The organism is Paenibacillus sp. LHD-117, assembly GCF_030929555.1.
Taxonomy (GTDB): domain Bacteria; phylum Bacillota; class Bacilli; order Paenibacillales; family Paenibacillaceae; genus Pristimantibacillus.
Genome location: NZ_JAVFVT010000042.1, coordinates 1 through 20,863, shown reverse-complemented (window position 1 = coordinate 20,863; position 20,863 = coordinate 1). Strand labels below are relative to the sequence as shown.

General features: G+C 53.3%; 19 protein-coding genes. 7 read left to right on the top strand and 12 right to left on the bottom strand.

Features of this window, described 5'->3' with window-relative positions; all coding sequences use genetic code 11:
• Positions 1-72: 72 nt before the first annotated feature.
• Entirely contained in the window at positions 73-321 is a 249-nt protein-coding gene (locus RB620_RS25550) for a Spo0E family sporulation regulatory protein-aspartic acid phosphatase (protein ID WP_308099343.1), read from the top strand.
• A gap of 9 nt (positions 322-330) precedes the next feature.
• Here RB620_RS25550 and RB620_RS25545 read toward each other — a convergent pair whose 3' ends face one another.
• From RB620_RS25545 to RB620_RS25535, 3 genes are all read right to left on the bottom strand, one after another.
• On the bottom strand, positions 331-549 hold the full coding sequence (locus RB620_RS25545) for a hypothetical protein (RefSeq protein ID WP_308099341.1): 219 nt from the start codon (positions 547-549) through the stop codon (positions 331-333).
• Between the two features lie 173 nt (positions 550-722).
• Positions 723-893, bottom strand: coding sequence for a hypothetical protein (locus RB620_RS25540; protein WP_308099339.1), 171 nt, complete (start codon positions 891-893; stop codon positions 723-725).
• A complete protein-coding gene (locus RB620_RS25535) occupies positions 886-1,905 on the bottom strand; it encodes a hypothetical protein (protein ID WP_308099338.1) in 1,020 nt (339 codons plus the stop codon). Before RB620_RS25535 ends, RB620_RS25540 begins: the two co-directional genes overlap by 8 nt.
• A gap of 159 nt (positions 1,906-2,064) precedes the next feature.
• On the opposite strand from RB620_RS25535, the gene RB620_RS25530 reads away from it, so the two are divergent.
• Complete coding sequence (locus RB620_RS25530; RefSeq protein WP_308099336.1) at positions 2,065-3,285, top strand: low temperature requirement protein A; 1,221 nt, start codon at positions 2,065-2,067, stop codon at positions 3,283-3,285.
• Between the two features lie 27 nt (positions 3,286-3,312).
• The gene (gene rpiA, locus RB620_RS25525; protein WP_308099335.1) at positions 3,313-3,993 is read left to right on the top strand and encodes a ribose-5-phosphate isomerase RpiA; all 681 of its coding nucleotides are present in this window, start codon (positions 3,313-3,315) and stop codon (positions 3,991-3,993) included.
• A gap of 131 nt (positions 3,994-4,124) precedes the next feature.
• On the opposite strand, the gene groL is transcribed toward rpiA, so the two are convergent.
• The 9 genes from groL to RB620_RS25480 form a co-directional block, all read right to left on the bottom strand.
• Entirely contained in the window at positions 4,125-5,759 is a 1,635-nt protein-coding gene (gene groL / locus RB620_RS25520) for a chaperonin GroEL (protein WP_308099334.1), read from the bottom strand.
• A 46-nt stretch (positions 5,760-5,805) separates the two neighbouring features.
• Complete coding sequence (gene groES / locus RB620_RS25515; protein ID WP_087571121.1) at positions 5,806-6,087, bottom strand: co-chaperone GroES; 282 nt, start codon at positions 6,085-6,087, stop codon at positions 5,806-5,808.
• Between the two features lie 167 nt (positions 6,088-6,254).
• Complete coding sequence (locus tag RB620_RS25510; RefSeq protein ID WP_308099331.1) at positions 6,255-7,424, bottom strand: DUF2264 domain-containing protein; 1,170 nt, start codon at positions 7,422-7,424, stop codon at positions 6,255-6,257.
• Between the two features lie 14 nt (positions 7,425-7,438).
• The gene (locus tag RB620_RS25505) at positions 7,439-9,310 is read right to left on the bottom strand and encodes a heparinase II/III domain-containing protein (protein ID WP_308099329.1); all 1,872 of its coding nucleotides are present in this window, start codon (positions 9,308-9,310) and stop codon (positions 7,439-7,441) included.
• Positions 9,311-9,323: 13 nt separating this feature from the next.
• Positions 9,324-10,937 carry a response regulator transcription factor gene (locus tag RB620_RS25500; RefSeq protein WP_308099327.1) on the bottom strand — a complete coding sequence of 538 codons (1,614 nt, stop codon included), beginning with the start codon at positions 10,935-10,937 and terminating at the stop codon, positions 9,324-9,326.
• On the bottom strand, positions 10,930-12,756 hold the full coding sequence (locus RB620_RS25495) for a cache domain-containing sensor histidine kinase (RefSeq protein ID WP_308099326.1): 1,827 nt from the start codon (positions 12,754-12,756) through the stop codon (positions 10,930-10,932). The genes RB620_RS25500 and RB620_RS25495 overlap by 8 nt, the downstream gene beginning before the upstream one ends.
• Before the next feature lie 295 nt (positions 12,757-13,051).
• Complete coding sequence (locus RB620_RS25490) at positions 13,052-14,455, bottom strand: ABC transporter substrate-binding protein (protein WP_308099324.1); 1,404 nt, start codon at positions 14,453-14,455, stop codon at positions 13,052-13,054.
• Between the two features lie 401 nt (positions 14,456-14,856).
• Positions 14,857-15,645, bottom strand: coding sequence for a carbohydrate ABC transporter permease (locus RB620_RS25485; protein WP_308099431.1), 789 nt, complete (start codon positions 15,643-15,645; stop codon positions 14,857-14,859).
• Positions 15,646-15,893: 248 nt separating this feature from the next.
• Entirely contained in the window at positions 15,894-16,844 is a 951-nt protein-coding gene (locus RB620_RS25480; protein WP_308099322.1) for a carbohydrate ABC transporter permease, read from the bottom strand.
• 181 nt (positions 16,845-17,025) lie between these two features.
• Here RB620_RS25480 and RB620_RS25475 point away from each other — a divergent pair, with 181 nt between their 5' ends.
• The 4 genes from RB620_RS25475 (at position 17,026) to RB620_RS25460 (ending at position 20,377) form a co-directional block, all read left to right on the top strand.
• Positions 17,026-17,601 carry a LysE family translocator gene (locus RB620_RS25475; RefSeq protein ID WP_308099320.1) on the top strand — a complete coding sequence of 192 codons (576 nt, stop codon included), beginning with the start codon at positions 17,026-17,028 and terminating at the stop codon, positions 17,599-17,601.
• Positions 17,602-17,634: 33 nt separating this feature from the next.
• On the top strand, positions 17,635-18,411 hold the full coding sequence (locus tag RB620_RS25470; RefSeq protein WP_308099319.1) for an AraC family transcriptional regulator: 777 nt from the start codon (positions 17,635-17,637) through the stop codon (positions 18,409-18,411).
• Positions 18,412-18,425: 14 nt separating this feature from the next.
• The gene (locus RB620_RS25465; RefSeq protein ID WP_308099317.1) at positions 18,426-19,289 is read left to right on the top strand and encodes a PhzF family phenazine biosynthesis protein; all 864 of its coding nucleotides are present in this window, start codon (positions 18,426-18,428) and stop codon (positions 19,287-19,289) included.
• 137 nt (positions 19,290-19,426) lie between these two features.
• Complete coding sequence (locus tag RB620_RS25460) at positions 19,427-20,377, top strand: phosphotransferase (RefSeq protein WP_308099315.1); 951 nt, start codon at positions 19,427-19,429, stop codon at positions 20,375-20,377.
• The last annotated feature ends 486 nt before the right edge of the window (positions 20,378-20,863 follow it).

The following is a 20,863-nucleotide window of genomic DNA, read 5'->3' as shown; positions in this document are numbered from 1 at the left end:
AGTCAATAAACGTTATTTGTTGTAAAATAATGAAGCGTTCCAGCAACTCTATCGCGAAGGAGGCGAATGTCTATGAATCTATGCGAGTGCAGAAACCGAATCGAGCGGCTCCGCAGGATCATGGAGCTCACGTTCGACACCTACGGATCGTTTACGGCCCCGTCCGTCCTCGAGGCGAGTCAGTCGCTTGACGACGCCCTTGTCCAATACAGGCAATGCCCTCAGCTCGAAGCTTGCAATTCCTCCGGTAAGGTGAGCTGGCAAGAAGTCGATCAAGTTCAGCTATGCTCCCTGCCGAAGAAGAAGAAGATCGCGGGATAATTACACCGATCAGACCGAGCCCGGATTGCGAGATTCGCCAGATAGGCTGGATTGGTGTGGATCGTGCGACAGGTGGAACCCGTTCTCGGGGGCTTCCAGCTGCGCAAGCGTCAGCGTGCTGCGTCTGATCTCCACATAAGAGCCGCGTTCGCGGTACGTCGCCGGCAACCCGATCTTGAATCCGCGGTCCGCAAGTATCGCCAGCCAATCCGCCTTCGTTCGTTTCATGCTCCACCCTCCTGCCATACGGTATGCGGTGAGCGGCCGACGTGTGAGAAAAGCGCTTCCTTGCAAATTCTCATATGTTATTCCGATATGTTCGGAAAATTATTCGTTCTTATGCGAAAAAAAAGAGACGACGAGGTCGTCTCTCTCCCTTATGCGCTCGCGAGGCGAGGCGATTAGCCGATAACCATCCGTTCCGTCCGGCGTCCGAAGAACGAAATATTCTTCGGGGTTGGCTCCTCCTCGGACTGGGCCGGCTTAACCTTGAAGCCATAGGCTTCGAGCTTCTGCAGCGCCTTCGTACGTTCTTCCCCTTGGAGTACGGGGATTTTTTGGACATCATCCATGGTTCCGTCCTCCTCCAGCATCGTTCTTCCCATTATAATATATTCTGGCCAACAATTCACGCAGAACTTGATCAGCCTCCGTCATCGTCTCGTCGATGAAGCGGCTCGATTCGTCATGCAGACCCGGACTAAAAATGATCAAAGCGAGCATCCGCTCCCGCGGCATTTGGATCTCGGTAGCGTAGTAAACCCTGTCCCGCTTCTCGTCGCTGCCATGGTTCGAGAACACGTAGTAGTTCGTTTGCATGAGAATGGCCATCAGAATGCCAGAGCGGAGCATGCCGTCCAGCTTCTCCGCCTTGTCCTCGGGCAGCTCGTAATCGACGCGGATGTCGAGATAGGTCGCCATCATGCCAAGCGCGATTCTGCAGAACGCGAATTCCACGGCGTCCTTGCCCGTATAATGAACGGCGCTCTTCGCCCGCAGCCGGGACTGCAGCCGTTCGGCCATCAGGATCGCCGGCATCAAGTCATGCGAGGCCAGCGCCTTTTGCGCTTCACGCAGCTCCTGATACAATCTAGTCGGCACGTTGTAGTAATGCTGCGAGAAAATGTTGACGTTCTCGCCTTCCCTGGCGTATTCGCCGATATTTTTGACTGCTATTCGCGTATTGCCGCGTCCGATCATGATCTCGTAATGGAATAGCTGAGCCGCGATCGCGTACGGGTTACGCTCCACGAACGATCGCGCCGCCTTGCCAAGCAAATATCGCAGCTGAAGCGGCCTTTGCTCCTCGTTCAGCAGGGACATGATCCGTTTCTCGTCTTCGAGCAGCGTCTCCAGCTCCGCCACTCTGCGCTGATGATAACGCAGGAAGATGGCCACAAACGTGCCGGCGAAAAAAAACACCGACCAAAACGGGACGGAAAACATAAAGTTGTTGTTCAGCCATGCCAGCACCGGCTCAAACCATGTTTTCTCGGCGTATTTCTTGACGATCTCCGAGCCCCAGAACCACAAGACAAACCCCACGACAATCAACCAATCCGACCAGAACAGCTTCTTCCCCATAAGCGGCCCTCTTCTTCCCGAAATAGATGTCTCTACTATACCAGAAAAGGTTCGATGAACGAACCCTACCATGGTCATTAATGTGAGACCAAAATGCATCCCCATGCTACAATGGATGTCTATTAGAATAGTTTTACCAATCTCATAAGGAGTGAAAGGATGGAGCCGTTAACCGCAAGAGCCTTGTTGCTGCGCAGCCGGGGGAGCAGCGACTCGGGAAAAGTATCGTTTATTGAGTTGTTTTTCGACTTGATCTTTGTCTTTGCCATCACGCAGCTGTCGCATTCCTTCCTGGAAAACTTCACGCTGGAAGGCGCCGTTCGACTAGCGCTCATTACGATGGCCGTCTGGTGGGCTTGGATCTTTACCGCTTGGGTCATTAACTCCCTGAATCCCGAAAGCCAACAGGTGCGCGTCCTGCTGATCGCACTAATGCTGCTGGGGTTGATCATGTCCTCTTCGATTCCGAAAGCGTTCGAAACGTCCGGCCTTTATTTTGCCGCCGCCTACACGTTGTTTCAAGTGGGACGGACCGCGTATACGGTATGGCTCCTTCGCGGCGGGCTTCATGAACTCCGGGTTAATTTTGTCCGTATACTCGCTTGGCTGACGTTGTCCGGCGTGTTCTGGATTGCCGGAGGAATCATAGAGAGTGAATGGCGGATGGCTTTATGGATCATTGCGCTGTCGATCGAATACGCGGCTCCTTCGTTAGGCTTCTGGACGCCGCGACTCGGCAGAACGCCAACAGCGGTCTGGAACGTGGAAGGATCCCATATGGCCGAACGCTGCGGCCTGTTCATCATCATTGCGCTGGGCGAATCGATTCTGATAACGGGAGCGACCTTCGCCAAGCTGGACTGGAGCCCGGCCACGTTAGCCGCCTTCGCGACCGCTTTCGCCGGCTCGGCCGCGATGTGGTGGATCTACTTCGGTTCGACCGCCAAAACCGGACATCATTTTATCGCCCATTCGTCCGATCCGGGCCGCGTCGCCAGATCCGCTTACACGTATACGCATCTGCTGCTGGTCGCGGGTATTATCGTGACGGCCGTCGCCGATGAATTGCTGCTTGCCCATCCCGTCGGCCACATCGACACCCAAACGATAGCCGTCACTCTCGTAGGACCCGCCTTGTTCATGCTCGGCAACGCCCTGTTCATGCGGATCGTGTCGGGCGTCGTCTCGTCGCCTTACCTGATTGGCCTGCTCGCGCTCGGAGTCCTCGGCTTCATGTCCGCTTTCATGAACGCGCTGCTCCTTACCGTACTGACCAATCTTGTGCTGATTGCCGTCTCGCTGTGGGGATCGTTTTTCTCGAACCGGCTGTGCAGAATACAGCCCGCATCGGCAGCGAAACAGCTCACCGGATCCGTCTAATTCAAGAAATATATGCGAGGTGATTCCATGGATGCCAAACGCGCGGCCGCCGAACGGGCGGTCGAATGGCTGGAAGACGGCATGACCGTCGGTTTGGGTACCGGATCGACCGTTTATCATTTCATTCAAGCGGTCGGCAGGAAAGTCGCGGACGGGCTGACGATCAAGGCTGTAGCCACTTCTGTCCGCTCCGAGCAGCTGGCAAGGCAATTGGGCATTCCGATGATTTCGTTCTCGGATGTCGAGGACATCGATGTCACGATTGACGGCGCCGACGAAGTCGACCCGGAATGGAACTTAATCAAAGGCGGCGGCGGCGCGCTGCTGCGAGAAAAAATCGTCGCCGACGCAAGCAAACGGCTGATAGTGATCATCGACGAATCCAAGCTTGTGCGGCATCTCGGCCAATTCCCGCTGCCCGTCGAGGTGGTCCCGTTCGCCTTTGAGCTCACGCAGCGGAAGCTGCGCCAGCTCGGCTGCGAGCTGAGGATGAGAATGGCTGCTGACGCTCAGCCCTATAGGACCGACAACGGGAACTTTACGATGGACTGCGAGTTCGGCCCCATCGAGCAGCCCGGGCTGCTCGCCGACGCTCTCCACCGCATTCCCGGCGTCGTCGAGCACGGGTTATTTATCGGGATGGCCGCTCAGGTCATCGTCGGCCGTTCGGACGGCACCGTAGACGTGCTTGATCGGCCTCGGCCGTAATTCGGATTTCGTCTTACTCCCGACAACAAAAAAGAGGCCGCGCAGAAGTTCCTCGGAACTTTTGCTCGGCCTCTCATTGTTACCGCTTAGGCGCGGTCGCTCATCATCGAATTACTTCGATAATGAGTTCATCACATCATGCCGCCCATACCGCCCATGCCGCCCATGTCAGGCATGCCGCCGCCAGCGCCTTTAGGCTCCGGTTTGTCGGCAACAACCGCTTCGGTCGTCAGGAACATAGCCGCTACGGATGCAGCGTTTTGCAATGCGGAACGCGTTACTTTCGCAGGGTCTACGATACCTGCGTCGAACATGTTGACCCACTCGCCGGTAGCCGCGTTGTAGCCAATGCCTACAGGCTCGTTTTTCAGACGCTCAACGATAACGGAACCTTCTTGGCCCGCGTTCGCCGCGATCGTGCGGATCGGCTCTTCAAGCGCGCGCAGAACGATGTTCACGCCAGTCGCTTCGTCGCCAACAGCTTCTACAGCTGCTACAGCTTTGTATACGTTAACCAGAGCCGTGCCGCCGCCGGATACGATACCTTCTTCCACCGCTGCGCGAGTGGAGTTCAGGGCGTCTTCGATGCGGAGCTTGCGCTCTTTCAGTTCGGTTTCGGTAGCCGCGCCGACTTTGATAACCGCTACGCCGCCAGCAAGCTTCGCCAGGCGCTCTTGCAGCTTCTCTTTGTCGAAGTCGGAAGTCGTTTCTTCCAGCTGCGCGCGGATTTGGTTCACGCGAGCGCTGATGTCGGCAGAGTTGCCTGCGCCGTCAACGATGATCGTGTTTTCTTTGGTGATACGGATTTGGCGAGCGGAGCCCAGTTGGTCTACCGTCGTCGATTTCAGCTCTAGGCCGAGCTCTTCCGTGATCACTTGGCCGCCTGTCAGAGCAGCGATATCTTGCAGCATTGCTTTGCGGCGGTCGCCGAAGCCAGGAGCTTTAACCGCTACACAAGTGAACGTGCCGCGCAGTTTGTTGACGATCAGCGTCGCTTGCGCTTCGCCTTCCACGTCTTCCGCGATGATCAGAAGCTGCTTGCCGGATTGAACGACTTTCTCCAGGACAGGCAGGATCTCTTGGATGTTGGATACTTTTTTGTCCGTGATCAGGATGTAAGGGTTGTCGAGCACCGCTTCCATCTTGTCCGTGTCCGTGATCATGTAAGGGGAAACGTAACCGCGGTCGAACTGCATGCCTTCAACCACTTCAAGCTCCGTGTTGAAGCCTTTGGATTCTTCAACCGTGATAACGCCGTCGTTGCCGACTTTCTCCATCGCTTCCGCGATCAGTTGGCCCACTTCCTCGTCAGCGGAGGAGATGGAAGCGACTTGCGCGATCGATTGTTTGCCTTCGATTGGCTTGGAGATCGCTTTGAGCTCGTTGACAGCCGCTTTAACGGCTTTCTCGATGCCTTTGCGAATGACCATCGGGTTAGCGCCGGCAGTTACGTTTTTCAGACCTTCGCGAATCATCGCTTGAGCCAGAACAGTTGCGGTCGTCGTGCCGTCACCAGCCACGTCGTTAGTTTTGGTAGCTACTTCTTTGACCAGTTGAGCGCCCATGTTCTCGAACGCGTCTTCCAGCTCGATTTCTTTGGCGATGGACACGCCGTCGTTCGTAATAAGCGGGCTTCCGAATTTCTTCTCGAGTACCACGTTGCGGCCTTTAGGACCGAGCGTGACTTTCACCGCGTTTGCAAGAGCGTCGACGCCGCGCAGCATAGAACGGCGCGCTTCTTCGCTAAATTTAATTTCTTTAGCCATGATCGATTACCTCCCGAATGGTTAAATTAAGTATGTGTATGCGAACTTAGCCGAAAATCGCGTGGATGTCGCTTTCTTTCATGATCAAATACTCTTTGCCTTCGTATTTGATTTCCGTTCCCGCATATTTGGAGAACAGAACGCGGTCGCCTTCTTTTACTTCCAATGCCACGCGTACGCCGTCTTTCAGCGATCCGCTGCCTACCGCGATGACTTTGCCTTCTTGCGGCTTTTCCTTCGCCGTATCCGGCAGCACGATGCCGCTCGCAGTCGTTTCTTCCTTCGCGATTGGTTCGATCAATACGCGTTCACCCAATGGTTTAATCATTGAAAATAGCCTCCTTCTAAATTTGTCGCTTATTGTACATCGTTAGCACTCGTAAGCGTTTAGTGCTAACAGCCATTTTTATCATACTCAACTTCCCAATCAATTTCAAGTGCCTGACCTTATTTTTGCGCGAAATTTACATCCCAAAAATAGAGACCGCTTCCCCGTTACTTGAGCGCGGAATCGATCGGCGTCGCCAACCCGCTCCATGCGAGCACGGATGTCCAAGGCTGGCCGGGCTCGGTCCAGAACGGATCCGAAGCGGGCAAGCCGAGCGGCAGAAAGACGGCCGCGCACAGGTAGGTGCTGCCCGTCGAAATATACCCTTCGCCAAGGCCGGGCTGATGCCCGCTTAACCCGATCGTCAGCCAGCCGTCTTCCGTGAAGGTGCCGGGCGCGTCCAGCGTTCGCCCGATGATCGCCGTCAGCGCACTTCGCACCGCGCCCGGCGCCAGTCCTTCCAGCAGCTCCCCGCGCAAGGCGCTCTGCGCCAAGCTTTGGAACGCGCCGCAGCGGTAGGCCAGCGATCTTCCGATCGGAGGGAACGTGCCGTCCGGCGCGATCATCCGCTCCTGCACGGCCGCGAACCGCCGCGCGCGAGCGATAGCGTTCGGGTAATGCTGCTCCCAAGTTTGGTCCTGCTTATGTACGGCTTCGAGCACGTCCAACAGCATCGGCTGGATGACGAAGCTGTTGTAGTAATCCCAATGGAAATGCGGACCGTCGCCATATGCGCCGTCTCCGACGTACCAAGCTTCATGCTGCCTGAGCGCGTAGTCGATCCGCATCGGATCCCAGTCCGGCTCTCCCGCAACATAGAGGAACGCTTCAATCGTTGCCGCGAACAATAGCCAGTTGTTCGCGAACGGCTTGCGCGTGCGAGTCGCCTTCAGTCCCGCGACGATGTTGCGCTGAACGTCCGGCGCAAGCTTGCCCCACAGCTCCGAAGGCGCGCGAAGCAGCGCCTGCGCGAGGAATGCGGCATCCACGATCGGCTGGTGGCCGTCCGTGAAGTTCAAGTAATCCGGGGAAGCCGGGTCGACTCCCGCCTCGATGGCTTTGCGCGCCAGCTCCGCATACCGCTGCCGTAACGATTGTTCCTCCGCGTCCGAACCGCCTTCGCGCCGCTCCAGCCAGGGAGCGATGCCGCAGAGCAGCCGCCCGATCGCCTCCAGATGAGTAAACTTCATCCGGTCGTCCAGCAATCCGTCCTTCGCTTCCACCGGCATGTCCCTTCTTAGGCGACGCTCCGCCGCCGCAACCAATACCGGCTCTGCAACCGCTCTCATTCTGTCCAGCCAATAGGCGCGGTCGCCCGCCGTTTGTTCCCTCGTCATTCCTTGCTCCCCCTTCAAGTGATGAATTCGAACGTAAAGACCGCTTCTACAACGGCCCCCCTCATTCCTGCCACCGAATGAAAATCAAGCGTATGCCAATGTCTCTCTTGGTCGAAATGGTCCCGATCGCTTCGCGCCGTGACGACGGGCTTCCATAGCCGAGCATCGTATCCGATCCGCAGGAGGCGCTTGCCCTCGATCGTCAACCAACCTTCTTCCCCGAGCTTTGGCTCTTGCATCGTAACGAAACGTTCGACAACCTTGTTCACGCTATCCGCATCCGTCTCCGGCGAAACTTGACCGAACGAAATCCGGTCCGTCAAAATCAAACTCGGCTTGCCCGCTTTACGCCAACGGAAGCTTCTCGCTAAGCTAACCAGGCCGGCCGAAGCAGGGTACAAGCCGCTTAACTCGAGCGCGAAACGATCTTCCTCGCCGCCGACGTTCGCTTCCGTCACTCGCGCTTTCCGCTGCTCTCCCGCTTCCTGCAGCTGTCCGTTCACGATCGGAAGCGAATGGCCTTGCGAGCCGTTGCACCAGAACGTATACCGATCTGGACCGAAGTACTGCTTCGTGTACACGCCGCTTCCCAAATCGGCCAAATACGCCTCGCCGTCCGCGTGCAGAATAAAATGGCCGCAATCGTTATGGTTATGCGATTCGCCGTTATGGCCGCCTTTGGCCGCGAAGCAATACGAGGTTCCCCTCTCGGGAACGTAACGCGACAGGAACCAGCCCGCGTCCGCCAAGTACCGGGCTTCCGTCGGCCAATCGCCCGCTTCGGCCTCCGCTATGACAGCCCCTTCCCTCGAAGAAGAAGCCCAGATCAAATTACGAAGGGCATGCGCCCAGCGTCCGCAATGATCCGCCGCGTACGGCTCCCGAAGGGAAGGGTTCGGCAGAGCAACCTCCGGATACTCGTCGCGCAGCCGCATCGTCAGCCCCATGTACACGCCGTTATACTGCGGCGAATCCGAGAAATTGATGACCGTATCGCCGCCGGAGAAGCAGCGCTGCTGGAACAACGCGATCTCTCTCGCCTTTGATCCCGAGAAACCGTCGAACGCCCCGCTAGTCGCTGTCTTTAGCAGATCCGCGTAATAGACGTAATAGCCGAATCCGTATTGCCAATAGGAGTACCCCTCGACGCATGCGCCGTCTTCGCCGTATCCCGCCAGGAAACAATCCATCGCCGCCTGCACCTTCTCCAGCACCCGAGCTAGTCGGTCCGCGTCGGCAATCGCATATAGCGCCGCGGAGCCGATAGATCCCGCGCATACCGAGGACCAGTTGTTCTCCAGCTTCTCCCACGGATAAGGCCCTTGCTCGAGATACGGCTCGAACAGCCGGCGCTCCGCCTCCTCCGCGATCCGCTTCGCAAGCTCCGGCTCAAGCGCGTCGCCCAGCAATGCGGCCATCTCGCAAAGCGCGAACCCCGTCTCCGCCGCGAACAAATCGATGTTGCCGTACGGACCGCGCTTCTCGCCGTAATGGGCGGGCAAACACCACGTAAATTCCTCGCAAACCGACCATGCCGTCTTGTGCAGCGCATCCAAATAAGCCGGCGAGGACGGCCTCAACCATGCCATCAAAGCAAACGCATTCAGCCGTTTGCGCTTCTCGAAGTAAACGCGCTCGTAAGGAAGTCGTTCCCCGGTTTCGCCATAATCGCGGAACAGCTCGTCGGTGAGCAGCGGCTCCTCCTCGCCGAGCATGCGATCCGCCTCCGACTCGATCTCGCCTACTAGTCCGGACAGCGAGCCGTCGCGCAGCAGCCTGTCCGCCATCCGGCGCGAATCTTCCGCGCCGCCGAGCAGCTCGAACCCGCGCGCCCGGCCATGCAAAGCTTCCCCTAAACCACCCAATCCTACATTTCCCCGCTTCATCGCGTCCACTCCCTTATTTGCGCAGTTGGCTCCGGTATTCGACGGGCGTAAGCCCCGAAAACGATTTGAACAATTTGATGAAGTAACTCTGGTTGTCGTAGCCTAACGTTTCGCATATTTTGCCAACCGGCGTCGCACTTTCTTCTAGCAGTTCCTTCGCGCGGTGCATTTTCATTCTCGTAACGTATTCGATAAACGTCTCTCCCGTTTCCTTCTTGAACAGCCTGCTAAAATAGCTCGGGTTCATAAAAAGCTGCTCCGCGACTTCTTCCAGCGTAATTTTGCGATCCAAGCGCTGCGTGACGTACTGGCAAGCTTCCGCGATTTCCGCTCGTTTGCTCGCGATTCCCCCGTACATGTCGGCCGCTATGATGGACAGGCAGTGGCTGATCATCCATTCCTTTAGCTCCGTAATCGTGTCCAGCTCCAGCGCTTCATTAGGAAGCACGTCGCCCCTGCCCGCCGAACGGTAGTCGAGCACGGATTGCAGCTTCAACCTCGTATCCAGCAACAGCCTGAGCACCCAATCCTTGACGACCGCGGGATCCGGACGCCGCCGTTCCGCTTCTTCCAGCCAGCCGGATACGGCGGATTGGATTTCCCCCACCTTCTTGCCCAGAATCAAATCCCGCAGCTTCTCGCTGCATTTCTGGAAATCCTTGAACATGTCGTAGCTTTCGGGAGCCCGCCCCTCCGCTCGCGTGATCTCTCCGCCTTGTCGGTAGAACCGGGCAACCCCGTCCTTCTGGATGCCGAGCAGCGACGATTTGATCCCTTCCGGTGCCGGGCAGCCGTCGCCGATGAGAAACGACATTGACAGCTTTAAGGTTCGAACCGCCTTTTGAATCGCGCGCAGAAGCTCTCGCGTCTTCTCGTAGCCGTTCACCTTCAAGCCGCCTTGAAACGCCGCGAGCAGCACCGTTTCTTGGGTACTGTACTGAAAATGGACGGCCTTCAGGCCGAACTGCTGAATCGTCTCTTCGAGCACGTTGTCCAGCGCGAACCGCAGCACTTCTTCGGATTGAAATCGTTGCTTCGCCGCCCGGAACTCGTCGACGAGCCCGATAACCGGGATGATCGTTTCCCCGCCGCGAAGCGGCAGGCCATAACTTTCGAGCTCCGACTTCCACTTCTCGATATCCAGCATCGGCTGCTGAAGCGTGGCTCGTATGAACTTCTCCTTCATTAACGAGCGGTTGCGGTCGACCAGCCTTTCCATCCGGAGCTGCTTGGTTTGATGCTCGCGCTCCTCTTCCAAGCTTGCGATGAATTGCGAGAGCAGCGCGCGGATCGCGGCCGGATCCAGCGTATCCTTGAGCAGGTAGTCTTGCACCTGCAGCTTCATGGCCTGCCTGGCGTATTCGAATTCGTCATGGCAGGACAGAATGGCCGCACGCAAGCCCGGCTTCGCGTCCTTCAGCTTGGCGATCAGCTCCAGTCCGTTCATCTGGGGCATGCCGATGTCCGTAATGAGAATATCCGGCATTTCCGTCGCGGCCGCTTCCAGCGCCCTTGCCCCGTTCTCGTGCATGCCGATGACGGAGAGCCCCATGCTCTCCCAGTCGATGGCATAATGAATTAGCTCCAACACGGGATAATCGTCGTCCACGAGCATCACTTTATACATCCTGGTCCACCTCCGCCCTCTGCTTCGGAATGATCATCGTAATCGTTGTCCCGGCGTCCTCGGCGCTGTCCACCTCGATGCGGAACGATTCGCCGTACGTCATCCGCATGCGCTCGCACACGTTATACAGGCCGAAGCCGGAGAGTCTGCCGCTCGAATCGCCGTTCGCCTCGGTTAGGTCCGCGCCAGGCTCGAGCTTAGACCGCAAATGAGCAAGTTTGACCTCCTCCATTCCCGAGCCGCTGTCCCGGACACTGATGACGACATCCTGGCTCGTAGTGCTGGACGCGATCTCGATCGTACCCGCCCGCTGGCTGAGCCCGTGAATGAGCGCGTTCTCGATAATCGGCTGCAGGAAAAATCTCGGAACCAGGCACATCAGCGTGTCCGGCGCCGGATCAAGCCGAAGCTCCGCCTTCTCCTTCTGGCGCATGTTCATGAGCAGCACGTAATCCGCGATGGTCGACAGCTCTTCGTGCAGCGGAATCGTATCCTTGCTTTGGATAATCGTCATCCGAAGCAGCTTGGACAAGGAGCTGATCATCTCCGCGCTGTCCAAGTCGCCGCTCTTCATGACTTTCATCCGAATGGAATTCAGCACGTTGAATAGGAAATGCGGATTGATCTGCGCCTGCAGCATCGCCAGCTCGGCTTTGCGTTTCCTTGATTGGGTTAACGTAATCTCCGCGATCATCCCCTTCACCCGGTCGAGCATAAGGTCGAACGACTGGCCGAGGTAACCGATCTCGTCGCTGCCCCGTATATTCGAACGGACCTCGAGGTTCCCGCGCTGCACTGTCTCAGCCATCTTCCCTAGACGTACCAGGGGCCTCGTGAAGGTCCCGAGCAAATACAGGAACAGCAGCACAAAAACGACAAATGAGAGCAGCTGCAGCACGGCCACGCGGTTGAAGATCGAATTCAGCTTAAACACCGCTTGTTTATAAGGCGTCAAGGAAACGAGCTCCCAGCCCGTCAATTTTTGTTTTTGCGAAGTCAAAATATAACTTTCGTCCCCGACGTTCACGATCTCGGGCCTGACGGACGATTCAAGATTCGCGGAATGCGAGAAGCTTTCCCCGATCTTCTCCTTGTCGAGATGCGACATGATGCGCCCGCCGCCGTCCAGCAGCATCGTCTCCTGCCCTTCCGACAATCGGCCAAAGATGCCGCCGACCTGCTTCTCCATGATGGTCACGAACACGTACCCGTACGGCTTCACTCCTGCGCGGAGCGTACGGCCCATGGAAATTTGATAGGGACTGTTCACCCGTTCGATGGGAAAGACGGTCGGGGACGTGCCGATCCATAAGGACTGCATGCCCGTCAGGCCGTCCAATTGTCCGAACCACGGTTCGTCCTTCAGCGCGATCGGATCGAAATCGGATATCGGGTAATTCGTGAATTTGGTTCCGTTTTTGAGTAAAATCGTTACGTAAGCCGAATCGCCTTGAATGGTCAAGAAATCGATTTTGCTCAAAATTTTGGCTTGATCAAGAAACCGCTCGTATTCCCCGTTTGGACCGTCGTACGTCTTCCCGTTCGCGATTTCTTTGAGCACGACGCTAAGCGAGGAATCATTCTGCACGCTGTTCGCGATATAAAGCATGTAGTCGAACAGGTTCGTCACGTAGCCGTCCACGAGCTGCAGCTTCTGGCGCGATTGCGCGACCGCCTCTTCCTTGACGGCGTCCTTGGTCAGCATATTATAGATCGCCAGCGTAATGAACGCGGGAACGAGAATGCAGACGACCGCCGTGACCATAAGGCGGAAGCGGAACGATCTGGACCACAGCCAAGGCTTCGTGGGAACTTGCATGCGATTTCCTCCCGGGATGTCGATAATGTCGCGTCAGCGGCGCGGTTGGAAAAAAAAGAGGCGCAGTTCTTACGCTGCACCTCTCATTTTTAATAATACAAGTATAGCCTATTAAAGGATGTTCAAAAAGATCCGCTTTTGATCACGATGCTTACCTGAAGCATATTCGACATCGAATCTTGAATTCAGCCGGAACTTCCGGTGCTCACGTAGCTCCCACTACGCTCCGCTCCTCATTTCCTATCTTCTTTCAACCTTCTCGGTGCTGAAAACCGGACTTTTTGAACCTTTATTATTATTTGTTGGCATCAATGATTTTTTGGACACGATCGTTCAGCGCCGCGATGACTTGGTCGATGTCCTGCTGACCGTAGATCAGCTTCTCGTATTCCTCGTTGATGACCTTGTACATCTCGGATTGGTACGTCACCGGAGGAATGATTTTGGAAGACTTGGCGTTCGACAGCGTGTTCACGAGCGAAGCTTTGTTGACCTTCTCCGGATTTTTGGTGCCGCTCAGAATAATGTCGATGATGCTTTCCAGCTGCGATTGGTCTACGCCGTTCCATGCCGGGATGTTTTTGCCCTGCGCGATTTGGCCATCCGTCGTGTACCAGCGAACGAACTGGTAAGCCGCTTCCTTGTTCTTGGAGCTTTCGGCCACGGACACGTAGTCCGTCGTAACCATCGTATAACCGCCTTCGTCGGCTGCGTCGTTCTTCGGAATCGGCGCGACCGCCACGTCGAAGTTAAGCGGGAATTGCTCCGTGCCGCCCAGCTCGGTGTTCATCCAGCTGCCGATCATGATCATGCTGACGGCCTGGTTGAAGAACTGATTACGGTAATGAAGTTTCTGGGATAGCATGTCGGTGTACGGCGTAGCGGACGCGTCTTCTTTCTCCATCTGGACTCGAAGCTCGAGCGTCTTGCGGAACAGCGGATTGTCGAAGTTCATCGTTCCATCTTCCTTCAGGAATTCCGTGTTGTCAGGTTGGTTCGCCAGCGCCAGCTTCATGAATTCCATCCAGCCGCCGTTTTGCGGACCGTGGAAGTACGTGCCGTAATGTTTGCCCGCGCCTTCGCCGGTCGTCAGCGTTTTCGCGTAAGTCGCGAAGTCCTCCCATGTCCAATCGGTCGGAACCTCGAGGCCCGCTTTATCCAGATCCGTTTTGTTGAGCAGCACGTACCACGGATTGAATTTGCCCGGCAGCGCGTACACTTTGCCGTTCAGCGTCGTATCCACTTTATAGTCTTCGTTCACTTTGTAGCCTTCGGCCGCGATAAATTCGTCTAGCGGCGCAACCATGCCGAGGCCTACGCGCTGCGCGTAGCTGGCGGGATCGGAGAACATGATAACGTCCATCTGCTCGCCCGAAGAAGCCGCGAGATCGAGCTTCTGGATCGCTTCCTGGGTATCGCCTTTTTCGCTGAGCACGTTCACGTTGACTTTGATGTTCGGATATTTTTCCTCGAAAGCGGCGACCGTCTTGGCCCAATTGTACGTGGCTTCGTTACCGAACGTATGGAGCTGGATCGTGACCGGCTCGTCGCCCGCCTTCGGCGGTTCGCTTGGCGCCGTCGACGCGCCCCCATTGCCCGCTGTATTGCCGTTGTTGCCGCCGTTGTTGCCCGCGCATCCCGTCAAAGCCATGACGGCCGACAACGCGAGAACGAAGAACATCTTTTTCCCTTTAAACATCCGTACCCCTCCTTGAATGTATCTCCATTATACGTTAGAAAGCCGACCCCATCGTCTTTATTCGCCTGTATCCGCTTTCTTGACTTTATTGTAGCAACCGCTTACAGCCGCTCTATACTACGATCTTGACTACAATTACGACTATTTTTACCACATCAACATCTCCAAACTATCTAAATAGGATTAGATAGTTCGGATGTTGATTGGCGATAAAACCTACCATTAAAGCGCGGTCGCTCATCCTCGAATTACTTCGATAAAGGTTTTATCACCACATGTTGATTGGCGATAAAACCTACCTCTGAAGCGCGGTCGCTCATCCTCGAATTACTTCGATAAAGGTTTTATCACCACATGAAAATTCCCTACCTCTGAAGCGCGGTCGCACATCCTCGACCAAACTATCCTTTTACGCCGCCGAGGGCGATGCCTTCGATCACGCTCTTCTGGCCGATGACGAAGATGATCAGCAGCGGCAGAATCGCGGAAACGGCGGCCGCCATCATTAAGGAATAAAACTCTCCGTTGATCGTCGTAAACTTCTGCATCGCGAGCTGGATCGTGTACAAAGCGTCCGTCCTCAGGAAAATGAGCGGATTCTGATAATCGTTCCACGTCCAGATAAAACGGAGAATCGCGTAAGTCGCGATCGCCGGACGGACCAGCGGGAACGCGATGCGCCAGAAGATACGCCAGTGGCCCGCCCCGTCGATTTTGGCCGATTCGATGAATTCGTTATGGATGCCCATGAAGAATTGCCGTAACATGAACGTTCCGAGTACGCTGAAGCTTCCGAGCATGATGAGGCCGAGATGGCTGTCGAAAAATCCGATTTGCCGGTACAGGATGAACTGCGGCACCAGAATCGCCTGCTGCGGAATCATGTACGTCGCGAGCACGATCAGAAACAGATATTTGCTTGCGCCGAACTGGATTTTGGAGAAGCCGTACGCGGCCAGCGCCGATACGACCGAGGAAATGGCCGTCGTCGCCACCGTTACTTTGATCGTGTTCCAATAATATTTGTAGAACGGGAATTTGCCCACCCATACTTCCTTGTAGTTTTCGATCGCGTGCCACTGCGTGGGCAGCCACTTGATCGGGTACGTGAACACTTCGGCTTCGATCTTGAAGGAAGCGGACAACATCCACAGGAACGGCATCAGGAACAGGATGCTTAAGGCGAACATCAGCGCGGTCACGATGCCCTTTCGAATTTTCGCGGTCGTTGTTGCGGTCAAGTTTCTCTCCCCCTTAAATAGTTGTTCAAAAAGTCCGGTTTTCAGCACCGAGAAGGTTGAATGAAGCTAGGAACTGAGGAGCGGAGCGTAGTGGTAGCTACGTGAGCACCGGAAGTTTCGGCTGAATTCAAGATTCGATGTCGAATCTGCTTCTCGATTTACTTCGTGATCAAAGGCGGACTTTTTGAACTTCAATTCTAGTAGTTCACCCATTTTTTTTGTCCGATCCATTGAAGCAGCGTAATGGCGAGCACGCAGAAGAACAGGACGACCGCCATGGAGGAGGCGTAACCGATCTTCAGGTTGACGAACGCCGTGTCGTACAGCTGCCAGACGATCATGCTGGTGGACGACAGCGGGCCGCCTTTGGTCAATACGGCGATCAGGTCGAACACTTTGAAGGTCGAGATGATACCTGTGACGAGCAGGAAAAACGTCGTCGACGACAGCTGCGGGAACGTGATGCTTTTGAATTTCGTCCAAGTGCCCGCCCCGTCGATTTCCGCCGCTTCGTACAAGTCTCTCGGAATCGATTGAAGGCCCGCGATGTAGACGATCATGTTAAACCCGATGGCCGTCCATACCGAGATCATCATCAGGGAAACCAGCGCGTATTTCGGATCCGCGATCCACTTCGGCGGATTCTCGATGCCGATCGACGTCAGGAATTGGTTCACCGGTCCGGCCGACGGATTAAACAATACTTGCCATACGATGGCCACGGCCACGATGCTGGAGATGTAAGGCATGAAATATGCGACCTTGAAGTAGGCCTTCATGTAAATGTGTTTGTCGATCACGATGGCCAGGAACATGGAGATGATCAAATAAACCGGAACGGCCAGCAGGAACAGCGCATTGTTGCGCATCGATTTCAGGAAGATATCGTCCTGGAACAGCTTTTGAAAATTTTCGAGGCCCACCCACTTGATATCTTTGATGCCCGCTATGAAATTCCAATCGGCGAGCGATAATAAAAATGTCGCGATAATGGGAATAAGCGTCAGCACGGTAACGCCGATCAACATAGGTCCGATGAACAGGAATCCCGCGATCGTTTCGTGCCGCTGCAAGCGTCCGCTTCCCCGCTTCGGCCTGACGCCCGTTGCCGCGGCCGCCGAACCCGTCGCCGTCTTTGTCGTTTGCATCTCTACCTCACCTCTTGTCGTTGTCATATACGTATTATAGAAAACAACCCGGGCTCGGCTTTAACGCTATTTTGATTGGCTATGCCGTTATTTTGACTTTTTCTCGGAGGGTGCAATAATGTACTATAAGCCCTTTAATCCGAGTTGTAGTATATGAGAATAGCAAGAAAGAGGGGTTCTCATGGATATTACGACTTTTTTGATTTACTGCATGATTGCTACGGTTACGCCCGGACCTACGAATATCGTCATATTGTCCACCGTACATAATCTTGGGGCGAAAAAGGCGATGAAATTTACGTATGGAGCAACGATCGGTTTTGGTTTATTACTGGTTATTTCCGCAATGTTGAATACGATTCTAATAACGGTCTTACCGAAAATAATGACTGTGATGCAGATCTTCGGAAGCTTTTATATGCTCTATCTTTCTTATCTGATCTTTAAAATGGATGCATCGAACCCGGCCGTAAACCAAACGGCTACGTTCTTTTCCGGCTTGCTTATGCAGTTTCTTAATCCTAAGGTCGTACTATTTGCATTTAGCGTAATTCCCGCTTTCGTTATGCCCTACTATAGCTCAAGTACAGCGATGTCCATCAGCATTTTAGCAATCACAGCAATTGGGTTTTTATCCTTTATGACATGGGTGCTTTTCGGTACGGTCTTTAAAGCGTTTCTACAGAAGCATAACAAGGTTGTTAATGCAATAATGGCAATATCTCTCGTTTATGCTGCAGTTATGATTTGGATGTAGGCGGTAGGCTTATGTAGAGAGAGGTGAAACAAAATGAACAAATTTATTTATAGAAAATCGGCCGGTATTACCGCGTTATCGGCAAGCATGACTGATTTTACGTATAAAAAGCATGCTCATCAAGAATATGCCATTGGTGTTACGTTACGTGGGATTCAGGAGTATAACTTGGAGGGCAGTTTACAATTATCCTATCAGAATGGCGTTATGTTTTTTAATCCGGAACAAGCCCATGATGGAATGGCCCATGATAGGACGGGTCTCGATTATGTCATGCTTTATATCGAGCCCCAATTGTTATTGGAAGTAATCGAAAAAAAAGATATTCCAAGGTTTTTAACCCCGATTGTGTATGATGTTCGGCTTGAACAACGAATATTAAGCCTGACAGAAGCAATATTGAGCGAAAAAAACGAGGCTTTATGCAATGAATTATTTTTGTCCCTCGCGGACGGTCTCGTTCAAACAAAGCTTTCGACTGATGGAAAGAAGGAAAACGTCCTGATTCGAAAAGCAAAGGATATGCTTCATGCCAACCTGGAACATGTTTTAAAACTGGATGAAATCAGCAGTGAGCTTCAGTTATCGAAGTTTCAGTTTATCCGATTATTTAAGGCACATACCGGAATTTCACCTTACCAATACTTTCTTAACTGCAAAATCGAACGCGCCAAACGTTTAATTGAGAAGCATAAAGATATTTATTCAGCAGTTGCCGCATGCGGTTTTGTTGATTTGACCCATTTAAATAAACATTTTAAAAGCGTATATGGAACAACCGCATTTGAATACATGTCACATATTAGATGAAGGGGGAAACATCAATGACTCACCAAGTTCCGTTCCAACAAGTTGATGTATTTACGGAAGTTCCATTTCAGGGAAACCCCGTTGCCGTGGTTCTCGATGGAAATGAACTGTCCACGGAGCAGATGCAAGCTATCGCAAATTGGACGAACCTATCCGAAACCACCTTCGTATGCACGCCGACAGACCCGCGGGCTGACTATAGATTGCGTATTTTCACCCCTAAAAGCGAGCTTCCTTTTGCAGGACACCCTACTATAGGATCCGCTTTTGCTGTTCTTAAAAATGGACATAAACCGAAGACAGAAGGATGTTTGGTACAGGAATGCGGCAGCGGCTTAGTCTCAGTTTTTATGGATGGAGATAAACTATTCCTTACTATGCCTGAGCCGAAGGTACAGAACATACAATCTGCTGATTTAGTTGAATTTGCAGATGCCCTGGGAGTCCCTTCGTATAGCGTAAAAGCAAGCGCAACGATTGATGTAGGAGCAGTATGGATTACGCTGCAACTATCCGATGCCGACGAGGTCCGAAGCCTGCGCCCCAATATCGCGAAACTTTCTACATTGATACCGCCAGGAGTAACAGGCGTTACCGTATTCGGATTAGCTAATGGAAATACAGGGTCTGATCTTGAAGTACGGTCATTTGCCCCTACTGTCGGAGTAGATGAAGACCCGGTGTGCGGCAGCGGCAATGGATGCGTGGCAACGCTCGTTAGAAAGCTTGAACTTATCAAACAACCAAACTATGTCGCTAGTCAGGGATTTTGTGTCGGGCGCAATGGGAAGGTCGAGGTTCAATTTCAGGATAACGGAAAAATCTTAATCGGCGGTTATTCAGTTGCTTGTATCGAGGGTGCGTTAACATTAGCTTAATATGGACGAAAAGGCAGCCGGTTCGGCTGCCTTTTGCGTTGAACTGCCGGGCAGGACAGTTTAGTTTTAAAAGTACTTTCCAAACAAGTCTGTGGTAATCTAGTCGAAGCACGACACTTGTGGGGGTGAAAGAAACGATGGAAAATTCTGTAGTTATGCAAGCAGAACGAATTGCAGGCGATTTTCTTCTGGAACAAGTAAAAACCTCATATCAGATCATAGGTAAAGGCATCACAAATCAGGTTTGCGTAGTCGAAACGGAGAGTCGCAAAGTCGTTGTCCGCATGAACGATAAAGATTCATTTCCAAGCTTTATCAAAGAAAAATGGTGTATCGAGCAAGCAGCCGCAGTTGGCATTCCCGGGCCCGAGGTGTTGTCCGTTGGTATGGTTGATGAAACCGCATATATGATTCAAACTTTTATCCATGGCGACAACGGGGTAGACAGTAAGGTTCCCAAGTCCGATGTTTGGAGGCAGCTTGGCGAGTATGCCAAGCTTATTCATTCGATTCAAGTGAAGGGATATGGAGAGAATCTGATTGATCCAGAACATGGTGAGTTTCAGTCACCTTCTCATGCCGGATCAGATGGCAGTTGGCAAGGGTATGTGCAGTATAATATCAATAGTTTGACTGAGCATGATCGCTTGATTGAGCTTGGAGTAATCACTCAGATGGAATCGCGGAGAGTAAGAACGCTGTTCGAGAATTTGAAGAAAAAAACGTTCCGCTTCGGTTTAAACCATGGAGATATCTCTTTAAAGAATACGATTGTCAATCAGGCAAACCAAGTTATATTGCTGGATTGGGGCAATGCAGAAGTAAGCGTGGTTCCGCATTCAACTGTTGCTCAATTGATGCATTACCAAATCCTAGGACTAGAAGAAGGCCCGAGTATTGAGGAATTCAACGTGTTAATGGACGGGTACGGAATAAGTGAAAAAGACCTTTCTGAAACGAGGCATTTGCTGCTATTAAGGGCTTTCGATACCCTCAGGTGGGCTATTGATCAAAGTCCTGATCTGATCGATTCCTACGCTGCGTTCGCGAAACAAGTAGTTGACATGATTATGGTTAGCAGAGATTAAGCGATGTGTATCTCAATCTAACCAAGGGTTTATAGTGTAATTGAATTGCTGAATTTAAACGTTTAAAATTATTAAGGGTGAACGCCCTATGTATACCGTAAAGATGATCGTGGACCGAAACTTTGTCATCGCCAATACCGGACAGGTTGAACCACGCTTGGCGAACGGTGGAGCCGAATTGGCACGAACGATTTCGTTGAATGACCCAAAGCAGCAGGTGCGGGAGTCATGTAACCATTCCATGCTCTAACGGAGCTCAGCGCTCTTATTATGCGATTATGAGCCTCTCTGGATATCTAACGGAGCTCACAACTCTTAATCTACCTGGAAATAGCAATTTTTCAGGTAGAAACACAAAATAAGGCATCATACTTCCGTCCCTCGTATTTTAGGGATTATCTCACGAATGCTCACTCATTCGCAGGATTTCAACATGATGAATTTCAGGTGGGGCGGATGGTTTTCGGCATAGACGATCGTCGACGG